The sequence below is a fragment of the Sphingomonas oligophenolica genome (assembly GCF_039522915.1).
GTDB classification, from domain to species: domain Bacteria; phylum Pseudomonadota; class Alphaproteobacteria; order Sphingomonadales; family Sphingomonadaceae; genus Sphingomonas; species Sphingomonas oligophenolica.
The window spans coordinates 281,484-302,897 of sequence record NZ_BAAAEH010000047.1 but is presented as its reverse complement, the minus strand read 5'-3'; the positions used below and the strand labels follow the sequence as shown (position 1 = coordinate 302,897).

Annotated in this window: 12 protein-coding genes and 1 pseudogene; 6 read left to right on the top strand and 7 right to left on the bottom strand. The window is 64.4% G+C overall.

All coding sequences use genetic code 11. The annotated features are described in order from the left end of the window. Positions 1–33: 33 nt before the first annotated feature. Both ABD050_RS22805 and ABD050_RS22800 read left to right on the top strand, forming a co-directional pair. Positions 34–1,578 (top strand): tryptophan halogenase family protein, encoded by a 1,545-nt coding sequence (locus ABD050_RS22805; protein ID WP_343891819.1) that lies wholly within the window; start codon positions 34–36, stop codon positions 1,576–1,578. A gap of 56 nt (positions 1,579–1,634) precedes the next feature. Beyond that, positions 1,635–4,334 (top strand): glycoside hydrolase family 3 C-terminal domain-containing protein, encoded by a 2,700-nt coding sequence (locus ABD050_RS22800; RefSeq protein ID WP_343891817.1) that lies wholly within the window; start codon positions 1,635–1,637, stop codon positions 4,332–4,334. A 24-nt stretch (positions 4,335–4,358) separates the two neighbouring features. Here the strand turns inward: ABD050_RS22800 and ABD050_RS22795 are convergent, their stop codons facing one another. Beyond that, positions 4,359–6,710, bottom strand: coding sequence for a glycoside hydrolase family 95 protein (locus ABD050_RS22795; RefSeq protein ID WP_343891816.1), 2,352 nt, complete (start codon positions 6,708–6,710; stop codon positions 4,359–4,361). A gap of 196 nt (positions 6,711–6,906) precedes the next feature. On the opposite strand from ABD050_RS22795, the pseudogene ABD050_RS22790 reads away from it, so the two are divergent. Together ABD050_RS22790 and ABD050_RS22785 are read left to right on the top strand one after the other, a co-directional pair. Continuing rightward, positions 6,907–8,059: pseudogene (locus tag ABD050_RS22790) on the top strand (aldose epimerase family protein). 109 nt (positions 8,060–8,168) lie between these two features. Beyond that, positions 8,169–8,678, top strand: a complete 510-nt coding sequence (locus ABD050_RS22785; protein ID WP_345840387.1) for a DUF3237 domain-containing protein — start codon at positions 8,169–8,171, stop codon at positions 8,676–8,678. Between the two features lie 53 nt (positions 8,679–8,731). Here the strand turns inward: ABD050_RS22785 and ABD050_RS22780 are convergent, their stop codons facing one another. Continuing rightward, positions 8,732–10,420, bottom strand: coding sequence for a carboxylesterase/lipase family protein (locus tag ABD050_RS22780; protein ID WP_343891814.1), 1,689 nt, complete (start codon positions 10,418–10,420; stop codon positions 8,732–8,734). 464 nt (positions 10,421–10,884) lie between these two features. Here ABD050_RS22780 and ABD050_RS22775 point away from each other — a divergent pair, with 464 nt between their 5' ends. Then, positions 10,885–11,976 carry a LacI family DNA-binding transcriptional regulator gene (locus ABD050_RS22775; RefSeq protein ID WP_343891813.1) on the top strand — a complete coding sequence of 364 codons (1,092 nt, stop codon included), beginning with the start codon at positions 10,885–10,887 and terminating at the stop codon, positions 11,974–11,976. A 98-nt stretch (positions 11,977–12,074) separates the two neighbouring features. On the opposite strand, the gene ABD050_RS22770 is transcribed toward ABD050_RS22775, so the two are convergent. The 4 genes from ABD050_RS22770 to ABD050_RS22755 all read right to left on the bottom strand — a co-directional run bounded on the left by ABD050_RS22770 (position 12,075) and on the right by ABD050_RS22755 (position 18,892). Then, positions 12,075–13,409, bottom strand: a complete 1,335-nt coding sequence (locus ABD050_RS22770; protein WP_343891812.1) for a spinster family MFS transporter — start codon at positions 13,407–13,409, stop codon at positions 12,075–12,077. After that, positions 13,406–14,692: a serine hydrolase domain-containing protein gene (locus ABD050_RS22765; protein ID WP_343891811.1), complete on the bottom strand. Its 1,287-nt coding sequence runs from the start codon at positions 14,690–14,692 to the stop codon at positions 13,406–13,408. Before ABD050_RS22765 ends, ABD050_RS22770 begins: the two co-directional genes overlap by 4 nt. A gap of 159 nt (positions 14,693–14,851) precedes the next feature. Further along, entirely contained in the window at positions 14,852–17,530 is a 2,679-nt protein-coding gene (locus ABD050_RS22760) for a TonB-dependent receptor plug domain-containing protein (protein WP_343891810.1), read from the bottom strand. Between the two features lie 69 nt (positions 17,531–17,599). Beyond that, entirely contained in the window at positions 17,600–18,892 is a 1,293-nt protein-coding gene (locus ABD050_RS22755) for a serine hydrolase domain-containing protein (RefSeq protein WP_343891809.1), read from the bottom strand. A 228-nt stretch (positions 18,893–19,120) separates the two neighbouring features. Here ABD050_RS22755 and ABD050_RS22750 point away from each other — a divergent pair, with 228 nt between their 5' ends. Next, positions 19,121–19,813: a TetR/AcrR family transcriptional regulator gene (locus tag ABD050_RS22750; protein WP_343891808.1), complete on the top strand. Its 693-nt coding sequence runs from the start codon at positions 19,121–19,123 to the stop codon at positions 19,811–19,813. Between the two features lie 14 nt (positions 19,814–19,827). Here the strand turns inward: ABD050_RS22750 and ABD050_RS22745 are convergent, their stop codons facing one another. Beyond that, on the bottom strand, positions 19,828–21,282 hold the full coding sequence (locus tag ABD050_RS22745) for an AMP-binding protein (protein ID WP_343891807.1): 1,455 nt from the start codon (positions 21,280–21,282) through the stop codon (positions 19,828–19,830). Positions 21,283–21,414 lie beyond the last annotated feature (132 nt).

Genomic DNA, 21,414 nt, shown 5'->3' with positions numbered 1-21,414 from the left:
ATGCAGGCGTCCCCGAATTTTTTACAGGTTTCCATGGTCACTCGCACGCGCAATATCGTAATCGTCGGCGGCGGCACAGCCGGCTGGCTCACGGCGGGAATTATCGCTGCCAGGCATCGCAGCCGGATTCCGCACGATTTCACCGTCACACTGGTTGAATCGCCCAACGTGCCCATCATCGGTGTCGGCGAAGGGACCTGGCCGACACTACGCTCCACGCTCAAGAAGATCGGGGTTTCTGAAACCGATCTGTTTCGCGAATGCGACGCCTCTTTCAAGCAAGGCGCGCTCTTCGCCAAATGGGCCACGGGCGCAGAGGACGACGCCTATTACCACCCATTGATGCTGCCCCAGGGATTCGCGCAGCTGAATCTCGTACCGCATTGGCTCAAGGGCGATCGCGGGAAAAGTTTCTGTGACGCAGTGTGTGCCCAGGGCAAGATCTGCGACGATGGCCTTGCCCCCAAGGCGATCACGACCCCGGAATATGAAGGCGCCGCGAACTACGCCTATCACCTTGATGCGGGCAAGTTTGCACCCTTCCTGCAACGGCATTGCTGCGAGAAGCTTGGGGTGCGCCACATCCTCGCCGATGTTCGGAACGTGACGCTGGCCGAAACCGGCGACATCCGCAGCATCGTTACCGAACAGGCAGGCGAGATCGACGGCGATCTGTTCGTCGATTGCACCGGCTTCCGCTCGCTCCTGCTCGGCGAAACGCTCGGCGTGCCGTTCAAGGAGTGCGGCGATGTGCTGTTCTGCGACACCGCGCTCGCCGTCCAGGTGCCCTATGAAAGCGAGGCGAGCCCGATCCCCTCGCAAACCATCTCCACTGCACAGTCGGCCGGCTGGATATGGGATATCGGATTGCCCACCCGGCGGGGCACCGGCCATGTCTTTTCGAGCCGGCACATCTCCGACGACGAGGCCGAGCGCGAGCTGCGAGCCTATCTAGGGGCAGCAGGCCGCGACCTGCCTGTGCGCAAGATAAAGATCCGATCGGGCCACCGCGAGACCTTCTGGAAGCGCAACTGCGTCGCGGTCGGGCTTGCCGCCGGCTTCATGGAACCGCTCGAATCCTCGGCGATCGTGCTCATCGAGCTCTCCGCCAAGATGATCGCCGAGCAGATGCCCGCCTGCCGCGAAGTGATGGATGTCATCGCCGCGCGCTTCAATGCGACCACGCAGTATCGCTGGGGCCGGATCATCGATTTCCTGAAGCTCCACTATGCCTTGACCAAACGTACCGACAGCCAGTTCTGGCGCGACAATGTGTTGCCCGAGACGATCCCGGAGCGGCTGCGGGAGCTGCTGTTGTTGTGGAAGTACCAGTCCCCCTGGTTTCATGACGAATTCGACCGAATTGACGAGGTCTTCCCCGCCGCGAGCTATCAATATGTGCTGTACGGCATGGGCTTCCGCACTGAAGTCGAGCCCCAGGCGATTGCCGGCGAGGCCAGGCTGGCCGAGCGCGTGATGCGCGAAAATGCCGTCCAGACCGATCGTCTGCGCACGGGCTTGCCGCGGCACCGCGACCTCATCCGCAAGATCGTCGACCACGGCCTGCAGCCCGTCTGACCAGCCCCGGAGGGGCTGCGCCGGCGGGGAACCCGACCAGGAAAAAGGGATATTCAATGACAGGCTCGCGCCCGCATTTTTCCGGCCTTCGCAAGCTGCTGCTTGCCGGCTTCGCCCTGGCGCCGCTGCCCGCTGCAGGCCAGGCTGCGCCGCAACCGGCGCAATCGCCCGTTCGCGTCCAGGCGGATCGGACAGCGGCCGCGCTGGTGGCCCGGATGACGCTCGACGAGAAGCTGGATCAGCTCGTCAACACGGCCCCCGCCATCGCGCGCCTGGATATTCCCGCCTATAACTGGTGGACTGAATCGCTGCACGGCGCACTTGGCACCTGGCCGACCACCAATTTCCCGGAGCCGATCGGGCTGGCGGCGAGCTTCGACGCGCCGCTTGTCCATGACGTGGCCGGCGTGGTCAGCACCGAGGTCCGCGGCCTGCACGCATTGTCGCGCGAAACCGGCCGGTTGGGGCGCATCGGCACCGGGCTCGACACATGGTCGCCCAACATCAACATCTTTCGCGATCCGCGCTGGGGCCGCGGGCAGGAAACCTATGGCGAGGATCCCTATCTCACCGCGCGTCTGGGCGTGGCCTTCGTGCAGGGCATGCAGGGGCCCAATCCCGACCTCCCCAACGTGATCGCAACGCCAAAGCATTTCGCTGTCCATAGCGGGCCTGAATCGACGCGTCACAGTGCGAATGTCTATGTCTCGCGCCACGATCTCGAGGATACCTACCTTCCCGCCTTCCGCGCCGCGATCGTCGAGGGCGGCGCCGGGTCGGTGATGTGCGCCTATAACCGCATCGACGGCCAGCCGGCCTGCGCAAGCGATCTGCTCCTGAAGGAGCATTTGCGCGGGGCATGGGGATTTGCCGGCTATGTGGTCTCGGACTGCGACGCAGTGAAGGACATCAGCGACGGCCACAAATATGCGCCCGACGCAGCCACGGCGGTTGCCGCCGCGATGCGGGCCGGAGTCGATAACGAATGCAATGGCGCGACGCTCAGCGACACGGCCGGACTCGGCGATCGTTACCGCGAAGCACTGAAGCGGAACCTGATTACCGAAGCGGATATCGACCGTACCCTCGTCCGCCTCTTTTCAGCGCGCTATCGCAATGGCGATCTGCCGGGCATCCGCAAGCCGGACGCGGGCCTTGCGCCCGCCGCGATGATCGGCACGCCGGCCCATGGCGCGCTCGCGCTCGAGGCGGCCGAGAAGAGCCTTGTCCTGCTCAAGAATGACGGCATCCTGCCGCTTCGCCCGAACCTCCGCATCGCCGTGATCGGGCCGCTCGGCGACGCGACGCGCGTTTTGCGAGGCAATTATTCCTCGGCGCTGTCGGCGCCGCCGATCTCGGTGGTCGAAGGCCTCAGGCGCGCCCTGCCCGCCGCGCGGATCAGCTATGTCCCGTTCGGTCAGTCGTTCACGGATGGCGACCGCGTCCCGACATCGGCACTGCGGACCCCGGACGGCAAGCCAGGCCTGCTGGCCCGCTATTTCAACCCCGTTGAAACGCCGCCGCTCCGCTTCGCGCCCGGCACGTTCCGCGATGTTGTCGCCGGCATGCGCTATGCGGACACGCCCATCGTGACGCGACAGGAGGCCGATGTCGCGGCCAGAAGCCTTGATTTGCGCCAGGTGTCCGACCACCACCGGGTCGTCTGGACTGGCTTCCTGGTGCCGCCCGAGGATGGCGATTACCGCCTCGGGATCACCGGCTTCAACGGTGCGATGAAGCTTGACGGCAAGCCGTTCGCTGATTTGAGCAAATCCGGCTGGGGCAGCCTGCCGACGCTCAAGACGATCCATCTTCGCAAGGGCCGGCGATATCCCATCGAGATCACGTCCGAATCGCATGGGCTTTCGGGCATCGACCTCGTCTGGAAACGCACAGGGGCAGACCCTGACGGCGCCCTGCGGGCCGCAGCCGCACAGGCGGACGTGCTCGTTGCAGTCGTCGGTCTCACCTCCGATCTCGAGGCCGAGGAATCGCCGGTCGAGATTCCCGGTTTCAAGGGCGGCGACAAGACGACGCTCGACCTGCCACCCGACCAGCAGGCGATGCTCGAAAAGGCGAAGGCGACGGGCAAGCCGATCGTGGTTGTCGCGATGAACGGCAGCCCGATCAACCTGTCCTGGCCGAAGGACAATGCGGCGGCGATCCTCGAGGCCTGGTATCCCGGCCAGTCCGGCGGGCTCGCGATCGGCAATGTCCTGTCGGGCAAGACCAATCCGGCCGGCCGCCTGCCGCTTACCTTCTACAGGAGCATCGACGACCTTCCCCCGTTCGGCGATTATGCGATGACCGGGCGAACCTATCGCTATTTCACCGGCACGCCGGTCTATCCGTTCGGCTATGGGCTCAGCTATACCCGGTTCGACTATGCGCCGCTCAAGATCGAACGCACGGGGGATGAGGCTGCCCGGGGCATTCGCGTGACGACCCGGATCCGCAATGTCGGCGCGCGCGCCGGCGACGATGTCGCGCAGCTCTATCTCAACTTTCCCGGCGATCCCGGGGCGCCTCGCATTGCGTTGCGTGGTTTTCAGCGCGTCACCCTCAAGCCCGGCGAGGCGCGAACCCTGTCCTTCGATCTTTCGCCGCGCGACCTGAGCGCGGTGACGAATGAAGGCGTGCGCAAGGTTCTCGCCGGCGACTATCGCGTCAGTGTCGGTTCGGGTCAGCCCGAGAGCAACGTTCCGGTCCAGTCAGCGACCTTCTCGGTCCAGGCCGCCGTCACGCTGCCGGAATAGCCCCGACTCCACGCGCCGGCCTGTTCAGCGGGAAAGGTCCGGCCCGCTCAGCCGGACTGGTCTTCCCGGATTCAAGGCGAGCGTGACGCGGCGATCGCCCAGGCGAATGGTTCGCGTAGCGGCAATGTCGCTGATCAGCGTTGCGGCCTCGAGCCGGCCGTCGCGCCAGCTCAGGTCGATCCGGCATGCGCCGCGGGCGCGCAGACCCCTGACCGATCCGGTCGGCCAGGCGCGCGGCAAAGCGGGCAACAACAGGATCTGGTCGCCCCGGCTCTGCATCAGCATTTCGGCAATGGCGGCGGCGCCGCCGAAATTTCCGTCGATCTGGAAGGGCGGATGCGCGTCGAACATGTTCGGATAGGTCCGCGCGGGGCCCAGCAGGAAGCGCAGGATCTTGTGGGCATGCTCGCCGTCGCGCAGCCGAGCCCAGAGATTCGCGCGCCACGAGGTCGCCCAGCCGGTCGATTCATCGCCGCGCAATTCGAGCGAGCGCCGCGCGGCCGCCGCCAGCGCCGGCGTGTCGTCGAGGTTGATCTGGTGGCTTGGATAAAGGCCATAAAGATGAGAGACGTGGCGATGCTGGGGTTCTGGCGCAGCAGCGTCCCAATCGGCCTGCCACTCCTGCAACTGTCCCTGAGCGCCGATCTGGTCGGGCGCGAGACGGGCACGCGTCTCCTTCAGTTGCGCCGCAAAGGCGGAATCGACCTGCAGGATGGCCGCTGCCTTTGCCGTCTGCTCGAACAGATCGCGCAGGATCTGCATGTCCATCGCCGGCCCCGCGCAGATCGAAGCGCCCATCGGATGAACATTCTCCGGAGACAGCGACGGATTGGTAACGAGATGCCCGGTTTGTGGATCGGGCTGAAGCACGTCGAGAAAGAACAGGGCCGCCCCCCGCATCAGCGGATAGACGGAGCGCAGATAGGCCGCGTCACGCCCATAGTCATAACGGTCCCAGAGGTGCGTGCAGAGCCAGGCGCCGCCCATCGGCCAAAGTCCCCATTGCGCGCCGTCGATCGGTGCCGTCGCCCGCCACAGATCAGTGTTGTGATGCGCCACCCAGCCCCGCGCGCCATACAGTTCACGCGCCGTCCGGGCGCCCGTTTCCGCCAGGCCCCTGACCATTTCCACCAGCGGCGCCGCGCATTCGGCAAGCGCGGTCGGCTCCGCGGGCCAATAGTTCATCTCGGTGTTGATGTTGATCGTGTATTTGGATTCCCAGGGCGGGGCGATGCTGTCGTTCCAGATGCCCTGGAGATTGGCCGGCTGGTTCCCGGGGCGCGACGCGCAGATCAACAGATAGCGACCATATTGGAAGTAAAGCGCAGCCAGCGCGGGATCGTCGCTCGTTTCGCTCGTCCGGATGCGCTCGTCGGTCGGGCGGTCGGCGGCGGCGCCATGGCCGAGGTCAATGCTGACGCGGCGATAGAGGCGTCGGTGCGACGCGGCGGTAGCGGCCGCGATCTGTGCGAAGGAAAGCCGGCTCGCCTTGTCGATCTGCGCGCGGGTGATCGCCGTCGGATCGCCGGTAACATCGTCGAACCGGCGATAGCTGGTCGCCATGGCGACAAGGATCAGGATGCGATCGGCGCCACGCACCGCGATGCCGCCATCGCGCGCCTCCAGCCTGCCCCCGACCGGCAGCACGCGCACCCGGGCTTCGAAGCGTAGCGCACCGGCGATGCCGCTCGCAGGCAAATTCCGCCCAGCCAGAACCAGCGTGTCACCGCTGGCCGTCACCGATGCCGCCTGGGGCGACCGGATCGCGATATCGATGTCGAGTGCCGCCCGCCGATCAGCCTTGACCTGGATCGCGATGACCTGATGGTCCGGCGACACCACCACATCGCGGCGCAAACCGCCCCTTGCTGTCGTGAAGCTGGTGGTTGCGAGGGCTGAATCCAGGTCGAGTTCGCGGCGATAGCCGCTGACGGCATCGTCGCGCAGATCCGGTATGTCGAGCAACAGATCGCCGAGTGTCTGGTACGGCATCTGCTTCAGCGGCTTCGCCATCAGCCTCGCATTGGCCAGCGCCTGTGCCTCCGCGTAGCGCCCGGCGAAGATCAGCCGGCGCACCTCGGGCAGCGCGTCGTGCGCTTCGGGATTGACTGGATCATATGGCCCGCCAGCCCACAGAGTGTCCTCGTTCAGCTGCAAACGTTCGTGGCCGATGCCGCCGAACACCATCGCGCCGATGCGGCCATTGCCGACCGGGAGCGCTTCGACCCATTTTTGCGCCGGCTGCCGGTACCACAGCCGGTCCGGTCGGACGGGCACGGCGCGCGCCGGAACCGCCGCGGGAAGCGCGAGACCGACCGCGACGGCGGCCGAACCTTCGATGACCGCGCGTCGCGTGACGGCTTTACTGTCGGACATATTTCACCCTCCCGATCGCTGCCGTGGCTGTCCCCGAACAAATGTCGGACCGACAGAGACGCGTGCGCAACGCAGTCCCACCAATGCCCGGTGACGACGGGGTTGCCCTTGCCATTATAGTCGGAGTATTGAAGCCCGGACGGGGCGTCAACCGGGCCTCGAAGACCATAACCACAAGGTCTGGGGGGAAGCCTGAATGAACAAGTGCATCGTCGCGAGTCTGGCTGTGGCATTGATGTTCCCGGCGGCAGCTCAAGCCGGCGAGGCGCAGCGGGCGGTATTCGGGACGATGCCTGACGGACGGACCGTCGACGCGATAACGCTGTCGAACGCAAAGGGCATGCGCGCCACGATCATCAGCTACGGCGCCATCCTCCAGTCGGTCATCGTTCGCGATCGCGCCGGCAAGGCCGAAGAGATCGCGCTCGGCTATGATGACATGAGAGGCTATCTCACTGCGCCGAACTATTTCGGAGCGACCGTGGGCCGTTACGCCAACCGTATCCGGGGCGGCAGCTTCACGATCGACGGGCAAGCCTACAAGCTTGCCCTCAACAATGGTCCCAATGCCCTTCATGGCGGCGTGCACGGCTTCGACAAGAGGCTCTGGGGAGTCGTGAAAGTGACGAGCGGGCCTGTCGCGAGCGTCATGCTCGCCTATAGCAGCGCCGATGGCGAGGAGGGCTACCCGGGCACCCTGGCAGTGACTGCCACCTATTCGCTCAATGACCAGAATGAGCTCAGTGTCGAATATGCCGCGACAACGACGAAGCCGACCATCGTCAACATTACCAACCACAGCTTTTTCAACCTCGCCGGCGAAGCGGCGCAGCGCAGCATCTATGACGAAATCCTCACCATCCCCGCTGAGGCAACAACCCCCGTCGACAAGACCCTGATCCCGACCGGCGAACTGCGTCCGGTCGAGGGAACGCCTTTCGACTTCCGCCGGCCAATGGCGGTCGGCGCGCGGATTCGTGACGGCCGCGATCCGCAGATCGTCTTCGGCCAGGGCTATGACGAGAATTTCGTCATCGCCCGCGACGTGGCCGACCGGCCGCGTCTCCAGGCCCGGGTCGAGGCCCCTTCCAGCGGACGAGTGATGGAACTCCTCTCCAACCAGCCGGGCGTTCAAGTCTATACCGGCAACTTCCTCGACGGATCGGCGATCGGCGATCGGCAGGTCGGGGCACGCTTATCGCCAGGGCGACGGCATGGCGCTCGAGCCCCAGTTGTTCCCCGATACGCCGAACCAGCCGGCCTTCGGCTCGGCGCGGCTTGACCCGGGCCAGACATATCGCAACATCATCGTCTATCGGTTCTCGACGAGCACCGCCAAATCAGGCTGAAACCCGGGCGGGCGCGGTCCCTGCGTTACGGTCAAGGCCTGACCCATGATCTGCGACCGAATGGCGAGAAGCGGCCCGGCCGGGATCGCGACAGAGGGCGAGGCAGAAGATGTGGATATTGACGATAGCGCTTGGCGCCGCGACCGCGGGCATCCCTGCCGCTGAACTGAAATCGCCAGGCACACCGGATGTGCCAAGGCTCGAATTCGCGCTCGAGGAGCTGGTGACATTGGCGGCGCCGATCCCGGCCGGACGGACGCCGTACGGAGAGCGCAACATCATCCCGATAACCGGCGGTACCTTTCAGGGCCCCGGAATCACGGGGACGATCCTGCCCGGCGGCTGGGATTGGCAGTTGCGGCGTGCCGATGGCTGCCTCGACGTCAAGGCCGACTACATGCTCAAGACCGATGACGGCGTGGTGATCAACGTCGTGAACAGGGGAGCGATATGCGGCCCAAAGGGCGGCGAGATGCTGCCCATTCGCACAGCCCCGGTCTTTGAAGCGCCGCTCGGCAAATATGAGTGGCTGGCGCAGTCCGCCTTTGTCGGCACGTTGGAGGTAACGACCCTGGACGGAAAGCCCGCCGTGCGGATTCGCTTCTACCGCGTGGGCTGATTCGTAAACCACGGCCCAGGCGTCCGAGCCACGTCCGGGCTCGGACGGCCGACTCACCCTAGCAGGATCTTGCGAACCTCACCTTCAGGATCGTCCTGCATCCGGCATTGATTGTCGAATATCATCGTCTGGCACCGATCGGAATCGCTTGGTGCCCAGGTCAGACCAGGCTGGCTCGGATTGCCGGTTCGCGCGAAATTGGCCCAGGCCCGGGCCATCTTGTGCGCCAGCGCACGCGCTTCGGCCGTATCGCCGGTTCCCTGCTCGCAGCGTTTGGTGTTGTCGAAACAGAAAGCCAGCTCAGCCGTGTGCCAGGCGCCGGCAATCCCGTCGAGCTGCGGCGACTGCCACTGAAACAGATATTGATAGACCGGCGCGCCACGCTGATCCGCCTTGAGCTTGACCATGCGCTGCACATTGTTCCGCGCGCTCAGACCCTGGACGCCGTAGGACAGCGTGCGGATGGTCTTTTCGGGATGGGCCTTTTTCATCGCCTCGATCAGCAGGTCGGCCTTGGCCGCGCCCATCGACTCGGCCAGCTGGTGGCGCCATTCGTCCTCGGTCGGATTCTGGCTGTAGCGCATCCCTTCCTCGCTCACATTGCCGATCACCACCGGCACATGGCTCGAGATGGCGGGAGCGGTGTCATGATAGGCACGCAGATTGATGAGCCGGCCGTCCATGGCCGGGCCCCAGCCCACCCGCGGCACCGGGGAAGGTGCAGCGCCGGGCCCCGGCAGCCCGCGCACCGGCCCATTGATCCGGCTCGCTGCAGCCGTTCCGGCCGCCATCAGCCTCGCCCATTCGATCTTCTGGAGCGCGCCGATGTCGGTCGCGCCGATGCCCAGTTCCTTCAGCGTCTGGCGCGCCAGTTCGCGCGACTGCTCGGCGGCGGGAATGTTGCCGCCGCCGCCGGATTGGACCGCGGCGCGGTGGATCAGCCCCGCGGCCGACGGCATGCCGAGCAGAGTCGTCACCTTCGATCCGCCACCCGACTGGCCGTAGATCATCACCTTGTCGGGATCGCCGCCGAAATTGGCGATGTTGTCGCGTACCCATCGCAGGGCCGCGACGAGGTCGGTCATGCCGACATTGACTGAATCCTCATAAGCAGCGCCGCCAACTTCGGCGAGATCGAGGAAGCCGAGCGCATTGAGGCGATGGTTGACCGAAACCTGCACGACATCGTGATTGCGCGCCATCTGCGCGCCTTCGTGCGAAGGCAGTTCATAGGAAGAGCCGAAGCTGTAGCCGCCGCCGTGAAGATAGACCATCACGGCGCGGCTGCCGCTCAGCGAGGGCGTCCATATGTTGAGCTTGAGCATATCCTCGCCCAGGAAACCATCGTCCCAGTCCTGCAGGAAGGTCTGCTCGATTGCCCGGAAGTTGTGCAGGCTCTGCGGGCAATTGGCGCCATAGACCAGGGCGGGATAGTCATCGGTCCAGGGCTTGGGCGGCTTCGCCGGCAACCAGCGGTTTTCGCCGCCGGTATCCTGACCATAGGGAATGCCCTTGAAGGTGAAGACGTCGCCGGCGACATAGCCGCGCACCTTGCCATACTGGGTCCTGGCAATCGCGGAGCGTGGGGTCGAACAGCCACCCGGCCCGGTATGAGCAGCAGTCTTCACGCTGTCGGATGCCAGAGCGCCGAAAGGCAGCGCCAGCCCCAGACCAGCGCCGGCGGACGCGATCATCGCTCGGCGCCGGTTCAAAACCAGACTGGCCGTTGGATCGTCACCCATGAACCTCTCCCTCTATTATGTTCTAACTATACTCTGACAAGTTCTCTTGCCTAGCTACTGTTTCGGCAATGAAACCCGGCGTCCGGGCGCTGAACAGCCGGGATGGGCACGCGCGCGCACCGGATCGGGTAGTCAGTTCACGCGGTAAGGGCGTCGACGCAGTGGCGGATCCCAGACTTGTGCAATCGGAAGCCTTCCAGGCCAGGCAAGGCCAGCCAAAACCTTGCCTGATTCACCGACACGCCCGAATGGCATAGGTGAAAAATCACTTTCATATGCATTACTCTGACATTATATAATCAGGCTTCTGCAATGCCAAGCCGGCGGAGGCGTATCGTGGTTCTCGATAATCGGCGGCGCGCCATGCGAGTGAGCGAAGCTCATTCCGAGATTTGCGACGGCAGTTCGATCGCTGACGGAAATTGCGGCAATCTGCGTCGCAGGCACTCCGGGGAAACCCGGCCATGAACGAACCGCGGCCTGTCGGGCGCCGCTTCAAGGCTGTGAGACTCGATGACGTCGCCGCGGGAGCCGGCGTATCAACGGCGACGGTGTCGCGTGTCATCGCCGGCGGAACTGCGGTACGGCGGCAAACGCGCGAGCGCGTCGAAGCAGCCATGCAAACATTGCGATATGCTCCGCGCCGAGGGGAGGCAGAATCTGCTGCGGACGATGATGTCGATATCGTCCTGCTCCATGCCGGAATCGGTTCGACCTATCTCGACGAGTTTCTGGTCGGCGCTTTTGCGTGGTCGCGGGGCGGCAAGATCAAGTTCATCGTGAAGGAATATCACTGCGACTGGCGACAGGATATTGCGTGCGCCGAACCTTTTCCGCCCCGCCTCGATGGCATCATCGTGTCTCCCTCGCTGTGCGATCTCCCATCGGTCAGGGATTCAGTCTGCAGCCTCGGGGTTCCGGTGGTCGCGGTCGCGCCGGGCGCCCTGTCGGGGTGGGAGATGTCGGTGCGAGTCGACGGCTACAAGGCGGTCTATGAAATGACACGCCATCTTGCCGCCCTTGGCCATCGGCGGATCGGTCTGGTGACGGGAAGGAGCGAATATGTCGGCAGCACCAACCGCCCCGCAGGCTATTGCGATGCGCTGAACGACCTGGGAATTCCCCCGTCACCTGAGCTTATCGTCCAGGGACTGTCCACCTACAGGTCCGGGCTCGACGCTGCGGAACAGCTGCTGGGCCTTCCGTCCCCGCCATCGGCTGTTTTCGCTCTCGATGACGAGATGGCCACTGCGATCGTGGCGGTGGCTCATCGCCGTGGCTTGGAAGTCCCGAGCGACTTGACGGTTTGCGGGTTCGACGATTCCTCGCTCGCCGCGAGAATTTGGCCGGCGCTCACGACGATCCATCAGCCGGTCGTGAAAATGGTGGGCAAGGCAGTCGAATTGCTCCTCGACGCGATAAGGCTCGAGCGGATGGGCCGATCGAATGACCTCGAGAAGCGGCATATCATGGCCGACTATCGATTGATCCGGCGCCAGTCGGACGCCGCGCCCCGCAGGCGGCCGGCGGCGGTGGTGCGCCAAGCCTCGTCATAGGTTTCGGCGCTATATCGCGCGAGCCACGGCGTATCGCGCCTCGCGGGATAGTGCCGATGCATTTCCCCAGGCGGACGAAAGCGTCGCGAGGGCCATTCTCATGCCTTTGCTTCCCGTTTCAGCAGGCGGGCGAGCCAGAGGAACAACAGGATGGCGATGATGTAGAACGGCGTGAGGGTGCAAAGAGCGATCTGCAGCGAATTCGCGGGGTGGCTCGCCCGCAAATAATCGCTCGCGGCACCCACATAGGTCGGGCCAAGCCCGAGGCCGATGAAATTCATCACGAGCAGATAGAGCGCGCCCGCCATGACACGCTGATCGGGGCGCACCTCCTCCTGGACGAGCGCGATCGAAGGCGAGAGGTAGAAGAAATTGAGGGCCATCGGCGGCAGCAGCAGCGCGAGCGCGAGCGGCCAGCCCGGCGCCCATAGAAAGCCGAGATAGAAAGGGATCGCCAGCGTCAGCGATGCTGCCGGGACAAGGGCATAGGCCTGTCTGGAGCGGCCGACGAAACGGTCGATCACCCGCCCGGACACGATCATCCCCGTTCCCATGCCGATGACCACGACGATCGCATACCAGACGGCGACTTCGCGCAGCGTCATGCCCTTTTCGCGCATCAGGAACAACGTCGCGAAATTGCCGAGGCCATAGGTGATGAACTGGGTGGCGCCGCTTCCGAGCGCCGCGAGCAGCAGGACAGGACGGGAAAAGAACATCGCGGCCGTTGCGAAGAAGCCGGCCTTGCCTTGCGGGCGCGCGACCGCGCGGGGGCCATCCTTGCCGCCTCGGACGGGGTCGCGGATGATGAAGAAGACGAGCAGTGCAGCGACCAGCCCGATCGCGCCGATACCGATAAAGGCATAGCGCCAGTCGAACGATGCCGCGATCGTCGCCCCAAAGGCGATCCCCAGCCCCGCGCCGATCCCCGGGCCGAGGTTATAGATGCCGAACGCCATCCCGCGCCGCCGCGGCGCGAAGGTGTCGGTGATGATCGCATAGGATGGCGGCACGCCGCCGGCTTCGCCGAAACCGACCAGCATGCGCGCCGCGACCAGCTGCGGGTAGCTGGCGGCGAATCCGCAGCACATGGTTGCCGCACTCCAGACGGCACAGGCGAGCGAGAGAATATGGACTCGGTTGCTCCGGTCGGCGAGCCAACCGACCGGGATGGCGATGAAGCAGTAGAACAGCGCGAAATAGAGCCCGCCGATCAGCCCGAGCTGCGAATCCGAGATATGCAGGTCGTCCTGGATCGGCTTCGCGAGAATCGAGAGCAGGGAGCGGTCCAGGAAATTCAGCACATAGACGGTGAGGAGGGTCAGCAGGACGATCCATTCGCGGACGCTGGGGCGCTCATGCGCAGTCATGGCGCCGCCTTCGACCGCAATGAGGTCAAGCCCTTCGGTCGATGTGAATGGCGCGATGGTCATCGGTGGCTGCCTTGCTCTGCGAGTGCGAGCGTTCCCCGCAGCGCGGCATAGGTGGCCTGCTGGTACAGGGGCAAGGCGCGGCGCCCGGCTGCGCCGCGTCCGGTGGCGATCGTCGCCCCCGAATTTGCGGAAACCGGCACCTGATGCTGGATCAGATAGATCATGATCAGGTCATTGACGGGGTCAGCCTGCCACCAGGTACCGAAGATGCCCGGCCATGTCATCGAGCCGGGCGCGCCACAGGCATAGGGGTTGCCGACCGGATCCTCGGCGATCGAGAGCCCAAGCCCGAAGCCGTTTTTTTGCCAGAGCGCCATGCCCCCGAAGGGAACCTCGCGCTGCGCCTCAGTCAGCCGGTTGGCCCGCATGAGTCGAACCGTCTCGGGTCGCAGCACGCGAATTCCCTCCAGCGCGCCTTCCCCAAGGAGCATTCGGGCAAAACGGTGATAATCGGGCGCTGACGAGATCAGCCCGCCACCGCCCGGCGAATAGGCCGCCGGCTCGTCGTACATCTCCGGCTCGATCTTCACGAGCTGGCCTGGCGCCTCGTGATATCCGTACAGGCTCGCGAGACGCCCTCGCTTCTCGCGCGGGAGCCAGAAGTCGGTATCCACCATGCCGAGTGGCGCGAACAGGCGTTCCTGCAGGATCTGGCGCAGCGGTTTGCCCTCGACCCGGCTGATCAGGAAGCCGAGCACGTCAGTCGAATGACCGTAATGAAACAGCGCGCCTGGCTGATAGGCCAGCGGAAGCGTGCCTAGCGCAGCCAGCCAAAGGTCAGGGGTCAACCGGTTCATCGCCGGGTCGCCGAGCGTTTCCTCATAGGCTTGCTTGAGCGGCCCCTCCGAGGAGAAGCCGTAGGCGATGCCCGAGCGATGGGTGAGCAGATCCTCGATCGTGATTGCGCGCCTGGCAGGCACCGTGTCGTCGAGCGGCCCCGTGGCATCGCGCAGCACGCGCGGCGCGGCCAGTTCCGGAACCCAGCGCGAGATCGGGTCGTCCAGGGCGATCCTGCCTTCCTCGACCAGCATCAGGGCCGTCACCGAGGTGATCGGCTTGGTCATCGAGGCGATGCGGAAAAGCGTATCGGGCCGCATCGGCGTCTTCGTCTCGATATCGCGCCAGCCGATCGTCTCGGCCTGAACGATCTCGCCCCGATGCGAGGTCAGGGTCACGACACCCGCGAGCTCACCGCGATCGACAAACGCCTGGAGCGCCGGTCCGATCGTGGCGAGCGTCGCCGGGTCGAAGCGACCTGCGCGGTTGAAGGCGTCACTTATCATAACAACAGAGCGCTCCGGCCGCGCGAGGAGGGAATCGGGCGGTGAGGTCGGGTGTGGCGGTATCCCGCCGGTCGTGCCGCAGGAGATGGCGACGACGGTCGCCACCTCCTGCGGGGGTGCGGGCCGTAGCAGTGAGCCCGCCTGACCGCTGCCGCACGTTCAGAAGGTTTTCCGCAGGTTGAGGGCCACGAAACGCCCGATCGGATTATAGTTGCCGCCAATCCCGTCCGTTGCGGGAAAGAAAGGCGGCGTTTGATCCAACAGGTCGTTGATCTGCAGTGACAGCTGAGTCCCCGACGCAAGACCGGTGTTTGGCAACGTTACCGCGACCCGAAGATCGACCGTCGTGTAGGAATGGGCGCTGTACACGCTCGTCCCGGTCGGCGTGTTGAACGCGTTCGTGATGCCGTCCCGATAGTTGACGAAGGCCGCCGCGCTGATCGGGCCGGCGGTCAGCCCCAATGTTCCTCGCAGGGTGGTGCGCGGCACGCCGAGCCGCAACCCGTTCGACACCGGTGCCGAAGGCGAAAGCTGCGTGTCGAACTTGAGGATATAATTGCCGGCGACGTCGGCAAACAGGCTGCCGAAGCCAGTCGGATGGCGATAATTGACGTCGAAATCCAGGCCGTTGGTCTTGCGCACGCCGAAATTGCCGCGACGCTCGTCGAGCAGGTTTCCGATCGCGGGCAGCGGGGTCGGCAGGTTGACCGGTACGGCGATCGCCAGCAGGCTGGCGAGCTGCGCTGCGGTGGGGTTGCGATACACCACCGACGCGAAGGTCGGGTCGGTGAAGATGAGGCTGGTCGGCGGGGTGCCGATCACATTGGTGAAATTGATGTCGTAGAAGGTCATGCTCGCCCGAAGGTTGGGCAGGAAGCGCGGTTGCAGATCGACGCCCAGCGAATAGGTGCGGGCCTTTTCGGGCTGGAGGTTGCGATTGCCGCCGAGCAGGTAGACCGTGTTGACCTGCGCCGCGCCGCGCGTCGGATCGCGGGCGAGGACAGCCGCGGTGGCAGCATCGTAATAATAGGCGCCGACCGTCGCGCCGACGTCGCGCAGGCCCGGTGCCCGGAACGAGCGGCCATAGGTGCCGCGGAAGGTGACACCCTCCACTGGATCCCAGGTGAGGCCGACCTTCGGATTGGTCGTCGATCCGAAATCGCTGTAATGATCGTATCGGCCTGAAAGCGACAGCGAGAGGCGATGCAGCAAAGGCACTTCATTGCCTGCGCCGAAGATCGGCACGAAGATTTCACCGTAGAGCGAATAAATGTTCCGACCGAGGTTTTCGGGCACGGGAGTCGTTCCGACGAACCCCCGCTGCTGAAAGGTTTCACGCCGATACTCGGCGCCCACCGCGATCTTCAGCTGTCCGCCCGGCAGGTCGGCCAGCGGCCCATCGAGCTTGACCGCGGCCAGCTTGGTGCGTTGCTGGATCGTCACTGCGGTCGGATTATTGGTGATGGCGGCGGTAACCGCCGGCGATGTGCCCGAACCGAACGGATCGAGCGCCGTGGCTGCGGTGGTGCCGAACCCCGCCACCGCGAGCGCCACCGGGCTGATCGAGGGCAGGAAGGCGTCGTTCGTCGCCCAGTCGTACGTCCCGTAGACGCTCAGTTTCAGGTCGCGCGGCAACCGCACATCGACGCCGGCGGACGAATTGCCGACCTTGGTGTGGTAAGTGTTGTTGAGGTGATCAGCGCCGAAGAGATTGTCGGGACGAAAATAGACGGTCTCGACGGTGGCCCCGCTGCCGGGCGGTGCCCGGAAAAACGGATTGCTGCTGAAGATCGTCACCCCCTGGACCGGTGGCGCGCTCCGCACGATGTCCTTGCGATCCGAATAGAGCAGGTCGCCCCAGACCGTGACGTGAGCGCCAAGGCCCTGATGGGCGGTGAGGAACGCGCTATGCACGCGGGAACTCGGGAAGAGGTCGGCGACGGCACCGTTGTCGCAGTGATTGATCGTATTCGGCGCAAGGGCGGGCGCCGCATAGACGGTCGCCCCGACCACCACATTGGGTGACGGGCAGGCCGTGGCGCGCGTGTCGACGCCACCATAGGGCCTGAAGTCCTGAACGCGGTAATCGCGATCACCGCCCCTGATATTGCTGTTTTCCGCGTACTGATACGCAAGCAGGACAGACCCGCTTCCCCAATCATGGCCAATCAGGCCGCTTGCACTGAACGAGTGATAATTGTCCGCCATCCCGTAGCGGACATTGGCCTCCACGCCGGAAGCGCTCTTCCGGGTGACGAAGTTCACGACCCCGGCGACTGCGTCCGAACCATAGATTGACGATGCACCGTCCGCGACGATCTCGACCCGTTCGATCGCCAGGTCCGGGATGAGCGGGTAATCAGGGTTTGTTTCGTTCGCCCCCCCGGCGACCAGGCGGTGACCGTTCATGAGCACCAGGGTCGCGGCTGGCGGCAGACTGCGCAGGCCCGGCGCGAACGACCCCGCGCCGCCATTATTGGCCCTGGGCGCGCTGTTGAAACTGTTCAGCTGCGGCACGGTGGCGAGCAGGTCCGGCGTGGTCGCCGCGCCGATGGTCTTGATGTCGTCGCGGGAGACGCTGATGAGGTTCGAGCCGACCGGCGGCACGCCCCGGATGCTGGTGCCGGTTACGATGATGTCATGCGTCTCATCCGACGCTGCGGTCGGCGCGGTATCGCTGGCGGATTGCGCAAGGGAGGTATCTGCCGCGGGATTTCCGCTGGCGTCCTGCGGCGCCGCGTTCGCCGCCTGGGCCCATCCCGGTCCAGATGTAAAAAGCATGGCGGCGATGAGCGATGTACCCGACAGCGCCATTCGCTTCTTGGTTTTCCAAGTCATTAGCATAAAATCCTCCCCTTGAATTTGGCAAATTTCGATCTTTACTAGGAATTATTTCCGGTATTTTTGTTAGTTATGCTTAGAATAAAGCCCACTCACGACGTCGTCGTACAGAGGCCATTCTTTCATCGGAAAGTAATTGACCATGACTGTTACTCGCAGATCTTGTCTTGGATCGATGAAGGCGATGGTTCCTGCCGCGCCGAACCAGCCATATGTTCCGGCGCGAACGCCTTGAGGAACGTCAGCGAGATAAACCGAACCGCCAGCGCCGAAGCCTTCGGCAACAGTCCTGGCCGGCGTGACGTTCTCCACGATGCGGACGCCCTCCGGCAGGAGGTTCGACATGGCGAGCTGCGCGGTTTCGCGCTTCAGGATGCGCGCGCCGCCGACGCTGCCTGACCCGGCGAGCATCTGGAGAAATCGGTCATAATCCCGTGCCGAGGAGACGAGACCCGAGCCACCATAGGGCACCAGCGGCGGAGACAACCACAGCGAGCTCATACCCGGGTCGACCGGCACCCGCTTTCCGCCCACCCAGGCGTAGCTGGTCGCCAGTCGCGCGGCTTCGGCTTGCGGCGCCGTCCAATAGGTCGAGGTCATGCGGAGCGGGCGAAGCACCCGGGTATTCACGAAGCGATCGAATGGCATGCCCGACGCGACTTCGATGACTCGCCCCAGCACGTCCATGCTGACCGAATAGTGCCACTGGGTCCCCGGCTCGGCCAGCAGGGGCACGCCGGCGAGCCGGTCGGCAAATTCAGCCAGCGTTTTCGGTTGCGCCTTGCTCGCCTCGGGGTCCACACGCCCGCCCAGCAGGCCAAGCCGCTGATATTCTTTCGGCAACGGGCCGGTGCCCAGGATCTGATAGCCAAGACCGCTGGTGTGGGTGAGAAGATTGCGGACAGTGATCGGGTGAGTCGCTGGGTGGCTTGCAAGCGACGTCGCCGGTGAGTCCAGGACACGCATCGTCCTGAAGGCGGGGATGAAGTCGCTGATCGGCTGGTCGAGCCTGAGCTTGCCTTGGTCGACCAGGATCATCGCCGCGGTCGCGGTGATCGGCTTGGTCATCGAATAGATGCGCCACAGGCTGTCGGGGCCTGCTTTGGGCGCGCCCGGATCATCGGAAATAGTGCCGGCAGAGACGAATGCCGGGGGCGCGTCCCCCCGACCGATGGCGACGACAATCCCCGGCACCTTGCCGGAGCTGACATAGGAATCGAGCAGCGATTGCAGCGCCGGCAGCGAGACGTCAGCGGTGGCGGAGGCAGCCTGGGACGGCAACGCCTCACATCCCGCGACGGGCGCGCCGGCCGCCAGGGCGAGAACAACCGAGGCTGTCACTATCAGCTTGGTGCGCATCTCTCGGCCTCTCCGCCTGGTGATTTCGCCGGCCGATGGCCGTCGTCCCATTGGCCAAGCGTTAGGCCGACACGCCTTCCCATGTCAAGTTCATTGATTTAGTGCTAAATCAAATATCGACGCACCATAGCGCGGCTTGACCGGATGAGGCCACCGCCCCATCGTCATCATGAATGATCGGGTGGAGGCATCTCCCCCCGACGCGCCCGATCAGGAAGGCCGAAGCTTATGGCAGCAGCGCAGAAACCCGAGGGTCGCCGCACACGCGCCGAACAGCGGGCTGCGAGCCTGAAGCTGATCCTCGACACGAGCGAAGAGCTGTTCGCGCAGCTCGGTTATTTCGGGGTGACCATCAAGGATGTCGCTGACCGGATGGGAATCCATGCAGCGCTGATCCATTATTATTTCGACGGCAAGAAAGCACTGTTCGACGCCGTCTTCGAGCGCCGGGTGGAATATGCGGTCACGACGCGGACCGCCGGCCTCGATGCCTATGAAGCTGAAGTGGGAGACCATCCGACCGTCGAGGGCGCGCTGCGCGCCTATTATGACGGGGCGTTCGACGTCTACATCAACGGCGACGAAGGCTGGCGCAACTTCGGCCGGATCTTCTCGCAGGTGAACAACGCGCCCGGCTATGGCGCGGAGAAGATGGACACCTATTTCGATCCCCTGGTGCTGCGGCTGATCGACCTTCTGCAGAAGGCCTTGCCTGATGCCCAGCCCGAGGATCTGTTCTGGAGCTTCCAGTTCACCTCCGGCGCCTATTCGCTGATCCTGTCGCGCACGGGGCGCATCGATCGCCTGTCCGACAATCTATGCAAGTCCGACGATTTCGAGGCAGTCCGGGACCGGTTCGTCACCTTCATGACCGGCGGCCTGGAGGCTGTCTATAACCGGAGGCAGGCGGCGGCGGACTAGCCCGTATCGTTCCGTTACCCGCCAAGCCGCGCGTCGCGAAGCGCGACGCGGCGCACTTTCCCGGCCTCGTCGCGCAATGACTCGCCGGTGAACTCGATACTCTTGGGCAGCTTGTACCCAGTGAGCCGCTCGGCGAGAAACGCAGCGAACTCGGCCTGCCCAAGAACGGCGCCTTCGATCGGCTGGACGATGGCGTGGACGCGCGCACCCCACTCCTCATCAGGCAACCCGATCACGGCGCTGGTCCGCACATCGGGATGCTCGTCGATCGCCGCCTCGACCTCGGCCGGATAGATGTTCGCGCCACCGGAGATGATCAGATCGTTGCGACGGTCTGAAAGATAGAGATAGCCTTCCGCGTCGAGGCACCCGAGATCGCCCGGCGTTTCCCATTCGCCGACCCGCTTGGGTGTGCTCCCCAGATAATGGTAGGTTGATCCCGCACCGCCCTGCGGGCGAAAATAGATCTCGCCCACTTCGCCGACCGGGCATTGCTGCCCATCCCCGTTCAAGACCCTGACCGCATATCCGTCGCGGACCCGGCCTACCGAGCCGCGATGGGCGAGCCAGTCAGTACCGGAGATCATCGTCGATCCGGTCGCCTCGGTCGTGCCGTAATATTCCCAGACCCGCTCGCTGCCGAGCCAGCCGATCCACGCCTCTTTCAACCATGCGGGACAAGGGGCAGCCATGTGCAGCATCATGCGCAGGCTCGGCAGCGTGAAGCGTGACAAGACTTCCGGACCCAGCCGCCAGATACGATGCATCATCGTCGGCACCATGGTCACCCAGTTCACTCTGTGGGCATCGATCAGTTCGAGCGCGCGCAGCGCGTCGAACCTGCCCATCTCGACGATCGTAGCGCCAACGAACAAACCCATATGGATGCAGTGGAACGGCGCGTTGTGATAGAGCGGCCCGGGGTTGAGGATCACGTCGCCGGGGTGCTGGCACAAAAAGCCCTGCTCCGGATTCCACCGTGCCGGCATTGCGTCCACGATGACCTTGGGCCGCCCGGTCGAGCCGCCGCTCGTCATCGCCTTCCAGTGCGGCGAAACCGCTTCCGGCAACGGCTCGGCCGAATATTGGTCCAGGGCTGCCGGAACTGCGAGAAGCGTGGGGACGTCGAAGCGGGGCGACGGGCCGACGAACAATCTGGGGCGGACAATATCCAGGATCGCGTCCATTTCCGGACGCGCGAGCTTGGCGGAAACGATATTCGGAATGGCACCCAGCTTCCAGATCGCGAAGCTGGTCTCGTAGAACTCCAGGCCATTGGGAAGCGCGACCGTCACGAAATCGCCATGACCTACGCCCTGCGCTGCCATCATCCTCGCGCGTCGGTTCGACCGTGCGTCAAGCTCGTCATAACCGACAGCGACATTACCCAAGACCAGCGCGGTTCGGGATGGGGATCGACGGGCATGGTGCGCCAGAATGGAGCCTAGCGCGATACCATCATTTGACACTGCGGAAACGCCTTTCGGTAAGCCCTCTCCCCCGAGCCCGGCGCTCCTTTTTTGACAGGTCCGGACCGAGCGAAAGCTCGGATAAGTCCTACTTCATTAATTTAGTGCTAAATTAATCACAAGCGGAATTCA

Bases quoted from the DNA above. Each gene is read 5' to 3' on its own strand.
- ABD050_RS22780 (WP_343891814.1), bottom strand. From the start codon at position 10,420: ATGGGTGACGATCCAACGGCCAGTCTGGTTTTGAACCGGCGCCGAGCG.
- ABD050_RS22760 (WP_343891810.1), bottom strand. From the start codon at position 17,530: ATGACTTGGAAAACCAAGAAGCGAATGGCGCTGTCGGGTACATCGCTC.
- ABD050_RS22755 (WP_343891809.1), bottom strand. From the start codon at position 18,892: ATGCGCACCAAGCTGATAGTGACAGCCTCGGTTGTTCTCGCCCTGGCG.
- ABD050_RS22795 (WP_343891816.1), bottom strand. From the start codon at position 6,710: ATGTCCGACAGTAAAGCCGTCACGCGACGCGCGGTCATCGAAGGTTCG.
- ABD050_RS22785 (WP_345840387.1), top strand. From the start codon at position 8,169: ATGTGGATATTGACGATAGCGCTTGGCGCCGCGACCGCGGGCATCCCT.
- ABD050_RS22775 (WP_343891813.1), top strand. From the start codon at position 10,885: ATGAACGAACCGCGGCCTGTCGGGCGCCGCTTCAAGGCTGTGAGACTC.
- ABD050_RS22805 (WP_343891819.1), top strand. From the start codon at position 34: ATGGTCACTCGCACGCGCAATATCGTAATCGTCGGCGGCGGCACAGCC.
- ABD050_RS22770 (WP_343891812.1), bottom strand. From the start codon at position 13,409: ATGACCATCGCGCCATTCACATCGACCGAAGGGCTTGACCTCATTGCG.
- ABD050_RS22800 (WP_343891817.1), top strand. From the start codon at position 1,635: ATGACAGGCTCGCGCCCGCATTTTTCCGGCCTTCGCAAGCTGCTGCTT.
- ABD050_RS22765 (WP_343891811.1), bottom strand. From the start codon at position 14,692: ATGATAAGTGACGCCTTCAACCGCGCAGGTCGCTTCGACCCGGCGACG.
- ABD050_RS22750 (WP_343891808.1), top strand. From the start codon at position 19,121: ATGGCAGCAGCGCAGAAACCCGAGGGTCGCCGCACACGCGCCGAACAG.